Origin of the sequence: Neobacillus citreus, assembly GCF_018343545.2 — a bacterium.
Lineage (GTDB): Bacteria > Bacillota > Bacilli > Bacillales > Cytobacillaceae > Neobacillus > Neobacillus citreus.
This window is the reverse complement of the sequence record NZ_JAGYPE020000008.1, coordinates 49,834-67,072: the sequence shown is the minus strand read 5'-3', so window position 1 is coordinate 67,072 and position 17,239 is coordinate 49,834. Positions and strand designations below refer to the sequence as shown.

The 17,239-nt window shown below is 40.9% G+C and carries 25 protein-coding genes; 12 read left to right on the top strand and 13 right to left on the bottom strand.

Features of this window, described 5'->3' with window-relative positions:
• The 6 genes from KHB02_RS06835 to KHB02_RS06810 all read right to left on the bottom strand — a co-directional run.
• Positions 1-200: spore germination protein (locus tag KHB02_RS06835; RefSeq protein WP_241113754.1), on the bottom strand; the 200-nt coding region annotated here is incomplete at its 3' end.
• A gap of 42 nt (positions 201-242) precedes the next feature.
• Positions 243-632, bottom strand: a complete 390-nt coding sequence (locus tag KHB02_RS06830) for a spore germination protein GerPE (RefSeq protein ID WP_213141045.1) — start codon at positions 630-632, stop codon at positions 243-245.
• The gene (locus KHB02_RS06825; RefSeq protein ID WP_213116658.1) at positions 625-819 is read right to left on the bottom strand and encodes a spore gernimation protein GerPD; all 195 of its coding nucleotides are present in this window, start codon (positions 817-819) and stop codon (positions 625-627) included. The genes KHB02_RS06830 and KHB02_RS06825 overlap by 8 nt, the downstream gene beginning before the upstream one ends.
• Positions 816-1,427, bottom strand: a complete 612-nt coding sequence (gene gerPC / locus KHB02_RS06820) for a spore germination protein GerPC (RefSeq protein ID WP_213141044.1) — start codon at positions 1,425-1,427, stop codon at positions 816-818. Before gerPC ends, KHB02_RS06825 begins: the two co-directional genes overlap by 4 nt.
• A 119-nt stretch (positions 1,428-1,546) precedes the next feature.
• Positions 1,547-1,786 carry a spore germination protein GerPB gene (locus KHB02_RS06815; RefSeq protein ID WP_213141043.1) on the bottom strand — a complete coding sequence of 80 codons (240 nt, stop codon included), beginning with the start codon at positions 1,784-1,786 and terminating at the stop codon, positions 1,547-1,549.
• Positions 1,787-1,803: 17 nt separating this feature from the next.
• The gene (locus KHB02_RS06810; RefSeq protein ID WP_213141042.1) at positions 1,804-2,025 is read right to left on the bottom strand and encodes a spore germination protein; all 222 of its coding nucleotides are present in this window, start codon (positions 2,023-2,025) and stop codon (positions 1,804-1,806) included.
• 193 nt (positions 2,026-2,218) lie between these two features.
• On the opposite strand from KHB02_RS06810, the gene KHB02_RS06805 reads away from it, so the two are divergent.
• From KHB02_RS06805 to KHB02_RS06795, 3 genes are all read left to right on the top strand, one after another.
• Complete coding sequence (locus KHB02_RS06805) at positions 2,219-2,578, top strand: YisL family protein (protein WP_213141041.1); 360 nt, start codon at positions 2,219-2,221, stop codon at positions 2,576-2,578.
• Positions 2,579-2,681: 103 nt separating this feature from the next.
• Complete coding sequence (locus KHB02_RS06800) at positions 2,682-2,954, top strand: ubiquitin-like small modifier protein 1 (RefSeq protein WP_213141040.1); 273 nt, start codon at positions 2,682-2,684, stop codon at positions 2,952-2,954.
• A gap of 1 nt (position 2,955) precedes the next feature.
• Positions 2,956-3,228 carry a MoaD-like domain-containing protein gene (locus KHB02_RS06795; RefSeq protein ID WP_213141039.1) on the top strand — a complete coding sequence of 91 codons (273 nt, stop codon included), beginning with the start codon at positions 2,956-2,958 and terminating at the stop codon, positions 3,226-3,228.
• Positions 3,229-3,275: 47 nt separating this feature from the next.
• On the opposite strand, the gene KHB02_RS06790 is transcribed toward KHB02_RS06795, so the two are convergent.
• Positions 3,276-5,105, bottom strand: coding sequence for an aldehyde ferredoxin oxidoreductase family protein (locus tag KHB02_RS06790; RefSeq protein WP_213141038.1), 1,830 nt, complete (start codon positions 5,103-5,105; stop codon positions 3,276-3,278).
• Between the two features lie 219 nt (positions 5,106-5,324).
• On the opposite strand from KHB02_RS06790, the gene KHB02_RS06785 reads away from it, so the two are divergent.
• Entirely contained in the window at positions 5,325-6,353 is a 1,029-nt protein-coding gene (locus tag KHB02_RS06785) for a ThiF family adenylyltransferase (protein ID WP_213141037.1), read from the top strand.
• 30 nt (positions 6,354-6,383) lie between these two features.
• Here KHB02_RS06785 and KHB02_RS06780 read toward each other — a convergent pair whose 3' ends face one another.
• The gene (locus tag KHB02_RS06780) at positions 6,384-6,947 is read right to left on the bottom strand and encodes a DUF2777 domain-containing protein (protein WP_213141036.1); all 564 of its coding nucleotides are present in this window, start codon (positions 6,945-6,947) and stop codon (positions 6,384-6,386) included.
• A 223-nt stretch (positions 6,948-7,170) separates the two neighbouring features.
• Between KHB02_RS06780 and asnB the strand changes: the two genes are divergently transcribed.
• Positions 7,171-9,018 carry an asparagine synthase (glutamine-hydrolyzing) gene (gene asnB, locus KHB02_RS06775; protein ID WP_213141035.1) on the top strand — a complete coding sequence of 616 codons (1,848 nt, stop codon included), beginning with the start codon at positions 7,171-7,173 and terminating at the stop codon, positions 9,016-9,018.
• A gap of 81 nt (positions 9,019-9,099) precedes the next feature.
• A complete protein-coding gene (locus KHB02_RS06770) occupies positions 9,100-10,473 on the top strand; it encodes an alpha-amylase family glycosyl hydrolase (protein WP_213141034.1) in 1,374 nt (457 codons plus the stop codon).
• A 31-nt stretch (positions 10,474-10,504) separates the two neighbouring features.
• Here the strand turns inward: KHB02_RS06770 and KHB02_RS06765 are convergent, their stop codons facing one another.
• The gene (locus tag KHB02_RS06765) at positions 10,505-10,996 is read right to left on the bottom strand and encodes a YajQ family cyclic di-GMP-binding protein (protein WP_213141033.1); all 492 of its coding nucleotides are present in this window, start codon (positions 10,994-10,996) and stop codon (positions 10,505-10,507) included.
• Between the two features lie 113 nt (positions 10,997-11,109).
• Here KHB02_RS06765 and KHB02_RS06760 point away from each other — a divergent pair, with 113 nt between their 5' ends.
• Positions 11,110-11,973 (top strand): CvfB family protein, encoded by an 864-nt coding sequence (locus tag KHB02_RS06760; protein WP_213141032.1) that lies wholly within the window; start codon positions 11,110-11,112, stop codon positions 11,971-11,973.
• 72 nt (positions 11,974-12,045) lie between these two features.
• Positions 12,046-12,177 (top strand): DUF3941 domain-containing protein, encoded by a 132-nt coding sequence (locus tag KHB02_RS06755; RefSeq protein WP_213141031.1) that lies wholly within the window; start codon positions 12,046-12,048, stop codon positions 12,175-12,177.
• A gap of 30 nt (positions 12,178-12,207) precedes the next feature.
• Here KHB02_RS06755 and KHB02_RS06750 read toward each other — a convergent pair whose 3' ends face one another.
• Positions 12,208-13,068, bottom strand: a complete 861-nt coding sequence (locus KHB02_RS06750; protein ID WP_213141326.1) for a DegV family protein — start codon at positions 13,066-13,068, stop codon at positions 12,208-12,210.
• Positions 13,069-13,179: 111 nt separating this feature from the next.
• On the opposite strand from KHB02_RS06750, the gene KHB02_RS06745 reads away from it, so the two are divergent.
• Positions 13,180-14,022: a YitT family protein gene (locus tag KHB02_RS06745; RefSeq protein ID WP_213141030.1), complete on the top strand. Its 843-nt coding sequence runs from the start codon at positions 13,180-13,182 to the stop codon at positions 14,020-14,022.
• Positions 14,023-14,115: 93 nt separating this feature from the next.
• Positions 14,116-14,805 (top strand): BsuPI-related putative proteinase inhibitor, encoded by a 690-nt coding sequence (locus KHB02_RS06740; protein WP_213141029.1) that lies wholly within the window; start codon positions 14,116-14,118, stop codon positions 14,803-14,805.
• A 173-nt stretch (positions 14,806-14,978) separates the two neighbouring features.
• Here the strand turns inward: KHB02_RS06740 and KHB02_RS06735 are convergent, their stop codons facing one another.
• The 3 genes from KHB02_RS06735 to KHB02_RS06725 form a co-directional block, all read right to left on the bottom strand.
• A complete protein-coding gene (locus tag KHB02_RS06735) occupies positions 14,979-15,164 on the bottom strand; it encodes a DUF3813 domain-containing protein (protein ID WP_213141028.1) in 186 nt (61 codons plus the stop codon).
• A gap of 2 nt (positions 15,165-15,166) precedes the next feature.
• A complete protein-coding gene (locus KHB02_RS06730; RefSeq protein WP_213116639.1) occupies positions 15,167-15,319 on the bottom strand; it encodes a hypothetical protein in 153 nt (50 codons plus the stop codon).
• Between the two features lie 113 nt (positions 15,320-15,432).
• The gene (locus KHB02_RS06725) at positions 15,433-16,245 is read right to left on the bottom strand and encodes a Cof-type HAD-IIB family hydrolase (RefSeq protein ID WP_213141027.1); all 813 of its coding nucleotides are present in this window, start codon (positions 16,243-16,245) and stop codon (positions 15,433-15,435) included.
• A gap of 167 nt (positions 16,246-16,412) precedes the next feature.
• On the opposite strand from KHB02_RS06725, the gene KHB02_RS06720 reads away from it, so the two are divergent.
• Positions 16,413-16,721, top strand: coding sequence for a metal-sulfur cluster assembly factor (locus KHB02_RS06720; RefSeq protein ID WP_213141026.1), 309 nt, complete (start codon positions 16,413-16,415; stop codon positions 16,719-16,721).
• Positions 16,722-16,736: 15 nt separating this feature from the next.
• The gene (locus KHB02_RS06715) at positions 16,737-17,075 is read left to right on the top strand and encodes a DsrE family protein (protein ID WP_213141025.1); all 339 of its coding nucleotides are present in this window, start codon (positions 16,737-16,739) and stop codon (positions 17,073-17,075) included.
• Positions 17,076-17,239: the final 164 nt, after the last annotated feature.

Here is a 17,239-nt window from a genome sequence, read left to right as displayed (position 1 = left end):
GGCTGGTCAAGCAGCTTTGTGTCAACCACATTGGTCCCGCTAAGGCCATTATTGGCAATCACAACTCCACCAGTATTAAACCCGCCAGAACCTGCAGCTGTTTTCGAGCCGGATTTTGGTGAAATATATACGGTATCTCCAAATTGCACGATTCCGCCGGAAACATTAACAATCTGAACTGGTCCTATAATTGCAGGCATTTATAACATCCTTTGCAAAAAAACTTGTTGAACGCGTATCTCTTACCGCAGTTCCTCTTCATGCCCATGCGGAAGGAGCTGCCGGATATGTTTTACACGTGCTTCCATTGAAACATTCCTCGTATTACCGACATTCAGTACGGAGGCATTGGAAATTCCTACGATATCTATTTTCTGAACCTTTATAACAGGATTGAAATGATGCGACCTGATGGATATGTTTTCATTAATCGGCAGAAACGGAATCGGTTTTGTCGTTACCGGAAATGAAGGAGTATTCCCTTCTTGACCATAAAAGATTTCCGCTTCTCTTTGAATGGCAAGAGCCCGAGAGAATGCATCTAAAATGCAGGAATCACCCACCTGAATAATGGAGGAGAAAGAGACAACCTTTGCACCTAAAAAATCAACTTTAGATATTCGTTCAAGCATAACCTGGAGTCACATCCGGTGCAAGCGGAACGAAGGGGCCGATGATTAAGGATTCCGGAGGAGTATCAAAAGCACTTGCCAGCTGGATGGTTTGAGTATCGCCCACCATGACCAATGAAGAGCTTGCAACCCCGGTGATTTTAATATTCCCTACACAAATATCCCGGTTATAGACTTCAAAAATCATTCCTTGTTCATCCCTTTCATATTATCAGGTATATTTTGCAGAAAAACGAATACGCCATTTTGTATTTCCTTTTTTATAAGTTCTATAATTTGTTCCTCCATTGTATTTACATCAATTGTCCGGTCTTGGCTTAACGCCTTAAAATGAAAGTCAATCCTGTTCGGAAGCTGTTTCATAATATCATCCCGAATGAAGCTAAGATAGGATTCATTTGGCGGGATAGCCAGCTGATTTTGGGCTTTTTCAATAATTTGCGGCAAATCTGTTTCTAAATATTGATAAATAGCCTCTTCTAATTTCATTGTTCTTTGCATGAGATCCTGGGGTGGAATTGGCGCCTTAGGAGATTGATTTTGAACCGCAAAATCCTCAATCCCGGAAAGGTCACCCGGATTTAACCCAATCGTTAATGTTCCTTCAAGTGTTTCCACCTTTAACTGGTCAAATTTGTATTCAATTCTCTCCACATTGATAGGCGGCTTTTCATTTAACTTTTTGATTTCATCCTTCATTTGTTGAATAGACCTTTCTAATGAAGCAATTCGATTTTCCTGTTCCTGAACACTCCGAACCAGCCATTGAATATATTGGTTCATATCCTGATACATATATCTCACCTCACTAGAAAATTACTTTTTCCTGTTAAGTAAATATATGCAGCAGCAATAGAATTCTGGTTGTTATTTTACAAGAATGCTTATCTTTAAAGAATTTCAGTCATTTTCTGCTACTGGACTGGAGCTTGCAGCGGAACAGCCGGGGCCAGAGATAGTGGGGATATAGTCGGGCTTACGACTTCACCAGGTTTAATAGCAGTTGGAGCCGGCTGTGTAAATCCGCCAGTATTGCTTAAATAGGCGGCTGATTTAATGATCCCGGCACTGCCAATTTGTAAGATAGAAGAATTGGTGATACCGCCGATTTTGATATAATTGATGTGAATGGATTGTTGAATAAAAAAATTCATAATACCCCACCCATTCATTACATATTAAAGGCAGTTGCTTGATCAATTAGCTCTGGATCGTACGTATTTGTGGAACTCATTCTGTTATTAACATCCAATCTTTCACCGGTATTAAAGGATCCAGCCCCAGAGAATGTTTTCGCAGCTGCGAATGGCATAATCTTATAAACATCGCCAATGTGAAAAACAGAGCTGTTACCCAGTGTAATGACTTGCGCAACTCCAACGATGGCTGGCATAAACAACACCCTTATGTTTTATTTGGTCTTTACCATTTTATGTTTGGGCTCATATAATGTGATAAAAAAGCCCAAATAATCTTATTATCGTGATTTTTATTCAAATAAGGCTCTTACCATTCCTTTTCTTCGTTTTTTTCATTTCCCTATGGTATGATAGACAGGATAACAATACATAGGAGGCAGTTATTATATGATTCACGGTCACGTTACCGCTTGGGCGTTAGCTCTCATTTTGTTTTTTGTGGCCCTTTCCTTGCATTCGAGCGGGAAGGCAAAAGGGGCAAAAATTGTGCAAATGATTTTAAGGGTGCTTTATCTTGTTATCATCGCAACTGGTGTAGGTCTACTATTCATGCTGTCAAATATCAGCGTGTTGTATATTTTAAAAGCAGTTGTCGGGCTTTGGATTATCGGCCTTTTTGAAATGATTCTCAGCCGCGCAGCAGCTAAGCGAAAAACTTCAGTATTTTGGATTCAGTTTGTAATTGCATGGGCCCTTGTTTTATATTTGGGTTTTGTCGAACTGCCAATGTCCATTCTAAACCCTTAAAATTTTTAAGCTGTCGGATCGTTCCGATGGCTTTTTTAGATAATAGGATGACAACCAGGTGTTTTTCTTTTAATATTTTAATAAATAGAGAGGAGTGGAGCCGGTGATTGTGAAGGTATTTGCTAACCTAAGAGAAATTTGCGGCGGTGTATCTGTAAATGTATTGCCTGAAGGAGATCGGGTTATTGACGTTCTTGATAAATTGGTGGAAATGTTTCCTGCACTAAGGGAGGAAATTTTTACAGAGGAAAAAAAATTGCGGCAATTTGTCCATGTGTTCATCAACGGCAGAAATATCATCCATCTTGATGACCTGGAGACAAAAGTAGTGGATACCGACCAGTTCGCCTTATTTCCGCCCGTTGCTGGTGGATAATATGCTGGTAAAAGAGTTAGAGTTTCGCGGCATCCGTAAAGAACATCTTGGAATGTATTTGGAGGAACTTGGCGCAGAAAAGGTGACGGATTTCTTCCCATATACATATTCAGCAGAATGCTGGACGGGTCAGATCCTATCAGAAGAAATCATATCCATTACGTCAACTTTTAAGGTGAATGCTGTTTTTGTTCGTTTTAGTGCAGAAAGTGCGAGCGCCCTTGAAGAACTAATCAAAAAATATCGATATAAAACCTCCAGGGTAGGAGGTTAAGAAAAGAGGCTGTCTCAAAAAGGAGTCAGCCTCTTTTAAATGAACTATTAAACTAATTGACCCTCATGGTCGATAATCCCTAATTCACGAAGTTTTTCCTCTGGTACAATTCCATCTTTCCATCCGCGTACCTCGTAGTATTCTTCAAGCATGATATCCATGCGGCTGACAAATCCAGCACTATTTCCTGATGCCGGTTCCTCCGTAAAGCGTTTTGGAAGGAAATCGTTTTCTCTCTTGTTAAAGCCGGCAAGGTTATTATAATAGCGTTCAAGATTGTAAATTCTTTCCCCTGCCTTCATGACATCTTCAGCTGTGAGTGAAATACCGGTCATCGCACTATATTGCTCGGCATAATGCTCAGCATTTTCAGAGAAGGAGGAGAACTTACAAATATCCATGGAATCACCAAAGGCCAGCATATCCTGGAATACCTTTAATAATTCGCCTTTTCCTTCTGGCTTTAAGCGGTCGGTAGGCTCCGGAATTCCGGCAATCTCACTTGCCACGGTATAACCGCGCAGGTGACAGGCACCACGATTGCTTGTTGCATACCCAAGACCAATACCCTGAATGCCGCGTGGGTCATAGGCAGGGATGGACTGTCCCTTAACGGACATGGATAATTCAGGTGCTCCAAAATGGGCCGCAGCGCGGGCAGGACCTTCGGCAAGAATGCCGCCCAAACCTTCACGCAGAGCAATTTTTCTTGTCAATTCAATCATCGCATCTGCATCGCCCCAGTTGAGCTTGTCGGTAATAATCCCTTTTTCGTAAGCTTCCATTGTTACTGAAAACGCATGGCCAAGCTCAATGGTATCAAGACCGTACTCATTGCAGCGGTCAATTAAGTAGGAGATGGCTTCGGAATCGCTTAATAAGCAGTTGGAACCAAGTGACCAAGCCGATTCAAACTCGATGCTTTCAACCCGCGTCTTATACTTGCCATCCTTTACTTCAACTTCAATTTTACAACCGACCGGGCATGCATGGCAGGTGTTGTTGGCAACACGAAGGTGTGTGTTTACATACTCACCGCTATGCTTTTCGGCTTCCTCCCAGTGAGAGAATTGGGAATTCTTTGTTGGAAGCGCGCCAACCTCATTGATGATATTGGTTAATACGTTCGTTCCGTATACGGATAAGCCGCCTTTATTTGGAGCGGTCAAACCGCCATCTAAAATCGCTTTAACAGCCTTTTTGTTGGCTTCTTTATATTCGTTTTCAAGCTTTGGCGCCGGCATATTGCCTTTTTGGGCCGCTTTAATGACAATCGCTTTTAATTTTTTATAACCGGCAACCGCTCCTGTACCGCCGCGTCCTGCCGCCCGGTCATGTTCATTGATGAAGCATGAGAAGCGGACGGTATTTTCACCGGCCTGGCCAATGGTCATGACACTCAGGTCCTTCTCACCATATTGGTCTTTCATCGCTTTAACAAATTCTCTGGCGCTTGTTCCCCACAGGCTTGAGGCGTCGCGAAGCTCGGCTTTGCCTTCTTCGATGTAGAGGTAAACAGGCTGGTCACTTTTCCCTTTGATGAGAATATTATCGACACCTGCCCATTTAAGGCGTGCTGCTGTCCATCCCCCCATGTGAGAATCTGTTACGGTTCCTGTAAGCGGGGATTTTGTGACAACACAAAGGCGTCCGCTCATCGAGGAGCGTGAACCTGTAACAGGACCAGTCATGATGCAAAGCAGGTTCTCAGATGAGAGCGGTTCCACATCGGGGCCGTTATCTAAAACATATTTGACGCCAAGCCCCCGTCCGCCAATATACTTTTTTGCATCTGATTCGTTGATAGTTCTGTAATCAATGGTACGAGATGATAAATCGACGACTACTTCTTTGTTTTTAAAACCACCTAAATTCAAGCTAATTCCCCTCTTCCTATTAAAATGTATAGCAACATCTCTTATTTTTATATATTTTTTAATAAGAGATTTCTCCCAAAAATTATCTTTAAATCCAATATTTATTGTATCATTTTTACAATATTTTTAAAATTAAAATTTACGTGATAGTAGGAGATTATTAATTTGATAAAATAGAAATAATGGTGATTCATTAATTTGTAGAAATGGGGCGGTTGGATGAGTAACTTGGAGCGGTATTCGAGACAAATTCTGTTTCGGGCCATTGGGGAAGAGGGACAAAAGAAATTGCTGGAAGCCCGAGTGGTTGTGATCGGAGCAGGTGCGCTTGGGACGGTTATTGCGAATCATCTAGTTCGCTCAGGTGTCGGTTATCTTAGGCTGATTGACCGGGATGTGGTGGAGCTGTCCAATCTCCAGCGGCAGACGCTATTTGATGAAGAGGATGCGGAATTAAATCTTCCAAAATCGATTGCCGCGCAAAAAAGGCTGAATAAAATTAATTCATCCGTCAAGGTTGATGCGGTTATTGCCGATGTTAATTTGGATAATGCTGAAGAGCTGATAAGTGGGATGGATATAATTGTGGATGGAACGGACAATTTTATGACCCGTTTCTTGATCAATGATGTGGCCATTAAGTATGGCATTCCTTGGGTTCATGGGGCCGCTGTCAGTTCAAGAGGAATGTTTGCCGTCATCAAACCAGGGATTACTCCTTGCTACCGCTGTCTATTTCCAGATGTTCCGGAAGGATTGGGGGAAACCTGTGATACAGTTGGCGTTCTTTCTCCGTTAACAGATATTATCGGTTCCTTTCAGGCGATGGAAACCATCAAATATCTAGTTGATGCAAAGACGACTCCTAATCTTGAACAAATCGACATCTGGGATATGACGACGATGCAAATGGATATTTCACAGGGGCGAAATCCTAATTGTCCGGCCTGCGTGGAAAGGAGATTTGACTTTCTGGACCGCTCCTCGGAGCATCAGGCATCTTATACATCTCTATGCGGGCGGAACACAGTGCAGGTCAATCCCAGAAGGAAACGGGAGCTAGATTTAAATAAAGTTCGTGCAAGGCTTGTAAACAGCACTCAAGCAGCGGGAAATGACTTTCTCGTCCGGTTTTCCCCCGAAGAAGGGATCTCCATTGTCATATTCAAAGATGCCAGGGTCCTGATCCATGGAACCAATGACATTGTCAAAGCAAAATCACTTTATGCAAAATATATCGGAGAATAAATAAAAGAGGCTGACCATAGCCTCTTTTATTTATGAAATCATTTTTTCAATGATTAATCGCTTGCCAGTGTTAATTGTAAACTCAAACCGGTCATTGACCTTTTCATAATAATAAAAATGATGCTGCACATTGCAAATGAGCTCTTGATTATCAAAAACCATAAAATTGACCCCATCTTTACGATTCTCATCCGAAAGAAAGGACAAATGATTATAACAGTAAATACAGTCATAAATGGAAAATTCTAAAGAATTCAAGGTCGTCACAAATTGGAAAAAGGCATCATCATTAATTCCATCTAAAAGTCGTTCGAGAGAGTAGATTAAATGCTTCCTAATTCTTACAGTATCATGGTCTCGCAGCATCGTTACTTCGTTTCCAATTCGGATATTGCCTGGTTCATACAATATTCCCTTTTTCCAGCGGTTCATCCGGAAGATTTCAATTTCCTGGTGAAGAAATTCCTCCAACATAGAGGCTTCCTCTGTTTCCTCATCAAAAAATATCCATTGACCATTTATTTGTTCAACGGTCCCTTCTGTATAAGACCGCTCCTGAATATCGTATAGATGGATTCGTTGTTGTCGATTCATTGTTAACCTCCATGCCAGATGCTTTCATTTTCCTTTTTTGACATCTTAAAGGGATTTTATAACCTCAACTATTTTTTAAAAAAACTATTTTACGTAAGTATATAGACAAACTGACCGATACCATTTCTGTTATGGACAATTAACCAATTCATTTGGGCTGAATAGAATAATCACCATCTAAGCAGTGAATTAACTGCAATAACAGAGAGGAGTACAAAATTACATGTGTGGCATATCAGGATGGATTGATTTTAAAAAATGGGTTGGAAAAGAACACCATGCAATTGAAAAGATGACGCAAACATTGGCAAAAAGAGGTCCTGATGAAACAAATCTATGGACAGATACACATGTAGGTTTCGGTCATAAGCGGCTGATCGTCGTTGACCCTGCTGGGGGACGTCAGCCCATGTCCAAACAAAAGGATGGCTCAACATATACAATTTGCTACAATGGAGAATTATACAACACCGAAGATTTGCGCAAAATTCTCCTTACTAAAGGATATTCTTTTAATGGTCATTCTGATACAGAAGTACTGTTAACTGCCTATATAGAATGGGCGGAAGAGTGTGTGAACTATTTAAATGGGATCTATGCCTTTGCGGTTTGGGATAGCAAAAAAGAGCAGCTCTTTATCGGACGCGATCGATTGGGGGTAAAACCGTTATTTTACAAAGAACATAAGGATGGGGTGTTGTTTGCATCAGAGTTAAAAGCTATCCTTGCCCACCCAGAGGTGAAAACAGAGATTACTCATGAAGGTCTGGCAGAGGTTTTAGGTGTTGGGCCATCGAGGTCGCCAGGATCTGGTGTTTTTAAAGGGATTAACGAATTAAGGCCGGCACATGCTCTTACCTTTTCCAAAAACGGCTTGAAAATTTGGCGTTATTGGAATGTAAAAAGCGAGGAGCATAAGGATAATGCGGAGGAAACAGCGGAAAAAGTACGTTTCTTAGTCAGCGATGCCATCACAAGACAGCTTGTTTCGGATGTACCCTTATGTACCTTATTGTCAGGAGGACTGGATTCGAGTATCATTACAGCCATTGCCGCGAAAGGTTTAGAAGAGCAGGGGAAAGGGCAGCTTCAAACGTATTCGATTGATTATGAGGGAAATCAGCAATACTTTACTGCGAATGAATTTCAGCCGGATTCCGATGAAAAATATATTAATCTCATGACAGATACGTTTCAAACGAAACACCATAGTGAAATTATTTCACAGCAGCAATTAGTTGATGCATTAGCGGAAGCCGTTCACGTTCGGGATTTACCAGGTATGGCCGATATAGACTCTTCCTTACTATGGTTTTGCAGACAGATAAAAAAGGATTTTGTTGTTAGTCTGTCGGGTGAATGTGCGGATGAAATTTTTGGCGGCTACCCATGGTTTCATCGCAAGGAAGATTTAGAGCGCCCAGGCTTTCCGTGGATGCGTTCAGTTGAGTCAAGGGAAAATTTATTAAAGCCGTTTTGGAAGGACAGGTTAAATTTACGTGAATATAGCTTGGAACAATATCGTCAGGCCATCTCCGAAACGCCTAAATTAGAAGGGGAAAGCTTGGAGGAATCAAAGCGAAGAGAGTTATTCTATATCAATATGATATGGTTTATGACCACTTTGTTGGATCGGAAAGACCGAATGAGCATGGGGGCAAGCCTTGAGGTCAGAGTCCCATTTGCAGACCACCGTGTAGTAGAATACGTTTGGAATATCCCGTGGGAGATGAAAATGTACCGCGGCAGGGAAAAAGGACTTCTGCGTAAGGCCTTCGAAGGCATTTTGCCTGAGGAAGTATTGTACCGTAAAAAAAGCCCTTATCCAAAAACACATAATCCTGAATATACGAAGGCCGTTCAAAATCAGATGCTGGCTATTTTACAGGATAAGTCTTCAGCTATTCATGAATTTTTTGACAAAGAGCAATTGGAAAAACTGACTCAATCTGGAGGAAACTCGTTCAAAGAGCCTTGGTTTGGCCAATTGATGACAGGACCGCAATTATTAGCCTACTTTGTTCAGCTTCATACATGGTTCAAGGATTACAATATCAATATCGTAAATTAAATTTGGAATAAAAACTTAATTAGATTAAAATGGATGTAGGGAAGAGGGAATCCTCTTCTCTTTTTATGAGGAGGAAGCTAGATGAAAAGGATTATACTCATTTTAATCGCCATTTTACTTGGGGTTTCGTCACCGGCCTATGCAAATGTAACAAAAGAAAATCGACAGTGGCAGGATGAAACCATTTATTCTATCATGATTGACCGGTTTAATAACGGGAATACCCAAAATGATTTCGATGTGGATACAAAGAATCTCGAAAAGTACAATGGCGGGGATTTTCAAGGAATTATCGATAAGCTTGATTACATAAAAGACATGGAATTCACGGCAATTCGCCTGACTCCAATTTTTGATAACAGGGAAAATGGTTATCACGGTTATTGGGTGAAGGATTACTATAAAGTGGACGAGCATTTTGGAACAATGAAAGATTTCGAGAAGCTTGTCAACGAAGCACATAAAAGGAAATTGCGGGTAATAATTGATTTTCCTGCAAATTCAGAGGTAAAGGGCGAAAATTTAATTGATGCCGCCACATGGTGGGTTAAGAAAACGAATATTGATGGATACAGCCTCCCTGAAGTCAATAAAGTTCCAATTAGCTTTTGGCGGGAGTTTTCGGCTGCTGTTAAGCAGCAGAAAAAAGATTTTTTATTGATGGGAGTTTCATCTGGAAACACAGCTGATGACTTGGAAGTTTATCATGAAGCGGGAATTGATAGCTTATTTGATTATAACGAGAGTGAACAGATGCGGCAGGTGTTTGCCACTACAGACCGCTCCTTTCAATCGATTCGTCCTGCAGGGGACAAGCAAAATCTAGATGCTCATTTTTTTGATAATGAATTTACCAAAAGATTTACTACAGATATAGTAGATGAAAGACAATTCCCTGGAGCCAGGTGGAAAACTGCCTTAACCTATCTTTATACGACGCCAGGTATTCCCGTTATGTATTATGGGACGGAAATTGCCTTGACGGGCGGAGATATTCCGGATAACCGCAGGCTGATGAATTTCCGGACGGAAAAGGATCTAATCGACTATATAACAAAGCTTGGTGAATTAAGAAATCAACTGCCTTCCTTAACTAGAGGAACGATGGAAATGCTCTATGAAAAGTCCGGAATGGCGGTTTATAAGCGTGTCTATAAAGGGGAAACATCGATAATTGCCATCAATAATACAAACAAATCCCAAAAGGTTACCTTAACTGGCGATCAAGTGGAAGGCGGCAAAGAGCTTCGCGGCCTCCTGGGCGGGGACATTGTCCGCAGCAGGGATAATCAATATATTCTAATTCTTGACAGGGACAATTCTGAAATATATGTATTGGCGGAAAAAACAGGGCTTAACCTGAAATTTATCGCTGCGGCAGTGATACCGGGGATACTGGCCATTTGGTTTCTACTGCTAGTTTTTAGACGGAGTAAAACGAATATTGTAGAATAAAGAGGCTGCCTAAGGACAGCCTCTTTTATTATTACCGATAATTTATAAATTGAACATCGATGGTGAGATCTGCTTCACGAACAAGGGAAATGATTTTTTGCAAATCATCTCGGTTTTTGCCACTGACCCGGACTTGGTCATCCTGGACCTGGCTTTTGACCTTCACCCCGCTATTTTTAATAATAGTGTTAATTTTTTTTGCATTTTCCTTATCAATGCCCTGGACAAGTTTGGCTCTTTGACGGACCGTACCGCCTGAGGCCTTTTCGATTTTACTATAATCAAGATTTTTAATCGGGACGCCCCTTTTAATTAATTTGCTGAGCAAAACATCTTTAAGCTGGTCCATTTTATATTCATCGTCAGAAATAAGTACCAATTCTTCTTTATCTAATGAAACTTCACTTTTACTTCCTTTAAAATCGTAGCGCGTACTAATTTCCTTCATCGTTTGTGTTATGGCATTAGTGACTTCTGAAAATTCAACTTTGGATACAATATCAAATGAGCTATCTTTTGACATGACAAAACCTCCGAATTTGCTAAAGTTTCCCTTTATGTCTACATTATAGTAAAATATAGCAGTTCAAACAACCTAAAGGAAAACTCCAAGATGGAAAAGGGGAGTATAAGATAATGGCAATAAAAGAACTTATAGGACAAACAACAACTTTAACGGTAGCCCGTCAAGCTGAATTCGGCTACTTTTTAACAGATGGAGAAGAAGATGTATTGCTTCATAATAATGAAGTGAATCGAGAGGTTGCGGAAGGTGACGAGATAGAAGTGTTTATCTATGTGGATTCTCAGGGACGTCCCGCGGCCTCCACAACGATACCTGAAGTGGCCGTCGGCCGCTACGCCTGGATAAAGGTGACAGATGTAAAAGAGGAGATTGGTGTCTTTTTAAATATCGGGTTAAAAAAAGACATTCTCCTTGGTGCCGAAGATTTACCAGTGCATAAATCGGTTTGGCCCAGGGAAGGGGATATGGTTTATATAACCCTAAGGGTCAACCGGAATAATCTTTTATACGCCAAGCTTGCCAGTGACCAGGTTATCCAATCAATTGCGGTGAAAGCATCGAGACAAGAATTTAATAAAAATGTGCAAGGGTATATTTACCGAACGGCCAAAGTCGGCAGTTGGCTTTACACTATTGAAGGCTTCAAAGGGTTCATTCATGAGTCGCAGCGTCGGATTGAACCGCGCCTGGGTGAGAAGGTTGAGGGGCGAGTCATTGATGTTAAGGAGGACGGAACGATAAACGTTTCCTTACTTGCCAGAAAACAGGAGTCCCAGGATTCTGATGCAGCCAAACTATATGAATATCTGATGAGCAGAAATGGTGCCATGCCGTACAGTGACAAAAGCATGCCAGAAGACATTCAAGAGCGTTTTGGCTTAAGTAAAGCCGCCTTTAAACGAGCTCTGGGTAAGCTCATCAAAGAAGGAAAGGTATACCAGGAAGACTTTTGGACCTACGTCAAGAAGGAGTAGATTTTGGCGTACATACTCTTTTCCAAATTGACAGACACTATTAAGCGAAAGCAGATGGAAAGGGGTAAGGAAATGCCACACACATCCGATAATGATAAAAAGGCACAAGACAATAATGCAATGCACCATGAAAAAAATATGATGCGAGAAAAAAATCGCCAAGCAGGAAAAAATCAGTACTCAAAGAAAACAGATCATAAATAACAAAAAAACAGAGCTTTAAGCTCTGTTTTTTTACGAAGGAATTTTATTTAAGAAGAAAATGGAGATGGTCCCTGCTCCAGTATGGGCCCCAATTGCTGAGCCGATGGAGGAAATATAAACTTCTCTTGGCTGGAATTCCTCCTCAAGCATCGCTTTTACTTCTAGTGCCGTCTCTTCATTATCCGCATGGCTGATGCCAATAATCTGGTTTGACAGGTTCTCGCCACGTTCATATGCCAGTTCAATTAGGCGCCGGAGAACCTTTTTCTTACCGCGAATCTTTTCAATTGGAACCAGTTTGCCGTCTTCCACATTTAAAACCGGCTTAATATTTAATAAGCCCCCAAGAAATGCCGAAGCTTTTGAGACACGGCCGCCTTTAGCTAAATAATCCAAATCTTCAACCGTAAAAAGATGCTCCATATGGTTTGCTCTAAACTGAACATCCCTTAAGATTTCATCCTTTGCTGCATTTTGTGCTGCCAGTTTCGCTGCTTCCATCACAATTATGCCTTGGCCAAGAGAGGCACATTTGGTATCGACAATGGTTAAATTGAAATTTGGATATTTTTCCTTGACTTGGTCAAGAATCATAACAGCGGTTGAATATGTTCCGGATAGTTCGGATGAAAAGGCTATGTAAATTCCGTCTTCATTATTTTCCGCCATTTTTGTGAATACTTCCTCAAACAGAAGTGGTGAAACCTGAGAAGTTTTCGGTACTGATCCAGTCCGGATAGAATCATAAACCGCTTTCGGGTCTATGCTTTTGACATCTTCATATTCTTCACCGTTAATGAGGACCTTTAAGGGAAGTAATGTGACGTTGTTTTCTTCATAAAAACTTTTAGGTAAATCGCATGCGCTGTCAGCTAGTATTTTTACCTGCATGAAGCTCACCTCATTCAAAATCATATCATACTCGTTTTAAGTGTATCGGTTTCATATGGAAAAAACAATTAAATTGTTAAGGTTGAAGTAAAAATAAAGGGGGATTTATCAATGGTTTGGCAGGAAACAAAAAAAATCGTCATCGTTATTGTGGGTGCTTTTTTGACTGCCCTTGGAATGAATTTATTTCTTATTCCCGCAAATGTCTATTCAAGCGGTTTTACAGGAATTGCTCAGCTGCTTTCTAAAGTATTGACCGAATATACTCCGTTGAACATTTCAATGGGGGTCTTGCTGTTGTTATTAAATATTCCAGTTGCGTTTCTGGGATGGAAAAAGGTAGGGAAGTCCTTTACCATTTATAGTTTTCTTAGTGTTGTTCTTTCATCATTATTTCTGGAGCTTATTCCAATCCATCGTATGTCTCATGATATTTTGCTTAATGCTGTCTTTGGCGGCGTCATTATTGCGTCGGGCGTCGGGATCACCTTAAAATGGGGCGCCTCTACCGGAGGGCTTGATATTATTGCGATGGTGCTTTCAAGAATGAAGGATAAACCGATTGGTCCATATATGCTTCTCTTAAATGGCATTATTATTATTACGGCAGGTTTCCTGTATGGCTGGGAAAAAGCTTTGTACACGCTTGTTTTTTTATACACTTCAACAAGGGTGATCGATGCGATTCATACGAGGCATGCTAAGCTTACCGCGTTTATTATTACGAAAAATGCGGATGAGCTTAAGAAAGCGATTCATAAGAAACTGGTCAGAGGAATCACCATGCTTCCGGCGAAGGGTGCTTTTTCTAACGAAACAAAAGAAATGTTAATGATCGTCATTACGCGCTATGAATTATTTGATTTAGAGAGAGTAATTAAAGAAGTGGACCCCCATGCGTTTACAAATATAATTCAAACAACCGGAGTTTACGGTTTTTTTCGCAGAGACTAAAGGAAAAAGGAGCTCAATATGCGTATATTATGTTGTATAATGTTACTTTTCTTTCCGATGGTAATAAAAGCAGATGCAAATGGGGTGGACCAATTGGCATACAAATTTTATGTAATCCCAACAAGCATGCCTGAGCAATTAACGATCGAAATGTTTTTAAAAAATGAGGAGGATTTCCCGCTCCATTTTGAATTTCCCACTTCACAATTTTATGAAATTAAAATTTTCGATACTGCAGGCCGTGAAGTATATGACTACTCAAAAGGACGGTTTTTCCTTCAGGCGTTTCAAACCATCAGTCTTAAAGCCCATGGCAGCAAGAAGTGGCTTGAGACATGGGACTATCATTTTATGGGAAAAAGAGTTCCAGCGGGGGAATATACTATCCAAGCCGTTTTAAGGGCAGCAAGCTTGAACGGCAAGCCAATAACTGACCGCTCGAAACTGACCATAACGCATAAAACATATGTACCTGAGGAAAATGCTGTTTTCCGAAATATAAAGGTATCAGGAACAAAAGGAAACTACCGAGTCAGCGGAGAAGTAAAGTCACCAAGCAGGGTGGTTTATTATTCGGTGGAGGATGGGCATAGAGAATTCCTGAGGGAGCAAAAGCTTGATGTTGCTGGAAAAGGTGACCAGTGGAGACCCTTTAAAGTAGATATTCAGATTCCAGCTGAAAAGCTTCCAAACCATGGCGGTGTCTTTCTGAATTTTTACGAAAAAAATGCTGAGGGCGGAAGGAGTAATCCTTACCCTGCATTATTAGAAAGATTTGAATGAAAAAAGCGGAAGTCGCCTCCCAAGGTACTTCCGCTTTCCTCATTTACTGTCCAGCTTCAGCGCTTAGGGGCTCGCAGGTCTACAGCCAATCCATCAAGAAGGCTAAAAGGCAGCCTTCTAGCCGGCTCGTCTTATGCCTGTCGCCCCTGTTCAAGGCGCTTCCGCTTTTCTTATCATTGGATCTGGTCAAGCTCTTGTTGCATTTCTTGGAGCTGTCTTTGCTCAGCGACCGTCGTGTTGGCATAAGCTGAACTTAAGGCATTCTTGGCTTTGGCCACTGCCGTGTCGCGTTCACCTGGGCCGGCAGTTTTTGCCGATTCAACAAATCTACGTGCTTCCTGGAATAAACGGTTACCCATCGTTAAATTCCTCCAAGCGAGGATTCTTGCACATTGGCCATTTTCTGAGCTTCTGCTTCAGCGTAGGTCATGTGATAAGGAATCCGTTCTGAATGCTTGTTGACCGAATCCTTTCCTTGCTGGACAAAGCGTTTTGATTTGTTTGATCTACCCATTCGAATCCCTCCAATATGCTAAAAGCTCGGATTGAAACAGCTTCGCTGCTTCATCCATAGTATGCTCCAACATTGAGGGGTTCATATAGGTAAACAATGGTGAATAGGTGTAATTATTTTAACCGTAACAAATCCGTCAAATATTCTGCGACTCCATCTTCTTCATTGGTAAGAGTAACATCATTAGCGATATTTTTTACTTGGTCAATGCCATTTCCCATCGCAATTCCATAACCGGCGTATTCAAGCATTTCCAAGTCATTATCTTCATCGCCAAAGGCAATCACTCTTTGCTTGGAGATACCATAATAATCCGCCGCTTTTTTTAACCCTACTGCCTTATTTAAGCCTGACTTAATGATTTCGATAACATGCCATGGGGCAGCCCAGCTGCGGTGATCGATGACTTCGGCATGTGCATCAGATAGATGGTCGCGGATCTTCTTTAATTGGTCCTCCTCTGTATGGATGAGCAGGCTAGTTGGTGAATCCTTCAAATAATTACTTAAATTGCCCGTAGTAATATTGGGATGGCCAAAATTAAAAATTTCAATCAGCTTTTGGTCATGATAATGAAAATAGACATCATCCATTACTTCAGCGATGATATTATGAAAATGAAAGCTGCGGCAGGCCTCGACAATATCTTTTGCAACATGGATATCAAGCGGCTCATGGAAAAAGCCCCATTTCGGGTTCCGGGGATGATGCATGAAAGCCCCATTGAAATTAACGATCGGGGTATCTAAATTCAACTCTCGATAATACATTTCGCTGGAACGATATGGCCTCCCAGTGGCGATCATCACGATATGGCCATCTTCTCTTGCTTTTCTTAAAACTTCCTTCGTTTTTTCCGAAATCGTTTTATCATCTTTTAATAAAGTTCCGTCTAAGTCCAATGCGATTAAATGTCTTTCTGTCATTTGAAACCTCTCTTTGGAAGTATTTGTTTCTATTATCAATATGTTATCAATTTATATTTAAACTGTAAAAAAATTCACTTCAAATGTTTCTGAAACGCGCTATACTGGTTTTCGAAATACCTTTTGTTATAATGGTTACAATAAAACTGAACAGGAGTGAAGATAAAATGAATGAAGATTTAAAAGAAAATATAATGGGCGCCCTTGAGCTTGTTATTGACCCTGAGCTTGGCGTCGATATCGTCAACTTAGGTTTAATATATAATACTGAAATGGACGACGAGGGAAAACTGACGGTTACAATGACATTAACAGCAATGGGCTGCCCACTAGCCGGAACAATTGTTGATCAGGTGAAAAGAGCATTGTCTGATATTCCGGAAGTCAAGGATGTCGATGTCAATATCGTCTGGAATCCTCCTTGGAATAAGGACATGATGTCCCGTTATGCAAAAATTGCACTGGGAATTCGTTAAGGGACCATCCGCAGCATGAAAAATAAAGTCATTTTAGTTAGTTCAAATCAGTTGGGCAAAGGCGACCAGGTTTTAGGAGAGAATGTTTTAGAGACTTTCTTTACTGTTTTAAAACAAAGAGAGGAACTCCCAGCAGCTGTTTTTTGCATGAACAGTGGGGTATTCACGTTGACTGAGGATTCCTTTGTATCCGTTCATTTAAAAGAGTTGGAGGATAAGGGTGTTAACATTTTTGCGTGTAAAACCTGTGCCGACCACTACGGTGTTAGCGAAAAATTGACAGTTGGCAAAATAAGCGGAATGGCTGACTTTGTTGAGCTTGCCTCCAAATACGAAGTTTTAACCATCTCATAAAACAGCAGAGCTTTCCGCTCTGCTGTTTTTTTTCATTCACAAATCGTCCATATAATGAAAAAGGATTGTGAGGAAGTTCACTTTTTTCAAACATAAACACCTTTATAATACGAAGTAATAGGGCTATTTAGTTTGAACTAGCCGTTTTATAGGAGGCGTTTCAA